The 451-nt window shown below is 67.0% G+C and carries 1 protein-coding gene; it reads left to right on the top strand.

Features of this window, described 5'->3' with window-relative positions; translation table 11 throughout:
- Nucleotides 1-451, top strand: a 451-nt coding sequence (locus tag BN4575_RS22935) for a hypothetical protein (RefSeq protein ID WP_218060812.1), incomplete at both ends; no start/stop codon positions are given.

The raw sequence follows: 451 nt of genomic DNA, 5'->3' as shown, positions 1-451 counted from the left end.
ACTGGGCGTTCGGGTGGCGGGTCTTCTCGGTCGCGGCGATCTTCTGGGGCTGCCAGCCGTCAGCGCCCTTCTACTGGACCGGCGGCGCGTTCCTCCGGCAGGACTGGCTCTTCTACCTCGTCTTGTCGGCCTGCCTCATCCGCAAGCGTTACCTCAAGCTGGCCGGCGCGAGCATGGTCTACGCCGGCCTTCTGCGCGTCTGCCCCGACCTGCCCGTGATCGGCTGGCTGACGGTGGCGGGGATTTACCTGTTGCGCGACAAGCGCATCGCGAAGACGCACGTGCAGTTGCTGATCGGCGGCGACCTTGCGGCGGCCGTGCTCATCCCCGTGAGCATGAAGGTCTCCGGCACGGACTCGTACGTGCGGTTCTACGAGCACACGCTCAAGGTCCACGACCAGACGCCGCTGACCAATCACATGGGCCTGCGCGTGCTCGTCGCCCATGAGCC

The organism is Aeromonas sp. EERV15, assembly GCF_900079845.1.
In the GTDB taxonomy this organism is placed as follows: Bacteria; Pseudomonadota; Gammaproteobacteria; order Enterobacterales; family Aeromonadaceae; genus Aeromonas; species Aeromonas sobria.
This window is presented reverse-complemented; position numbering and strand designations above follow the sequence as displayed.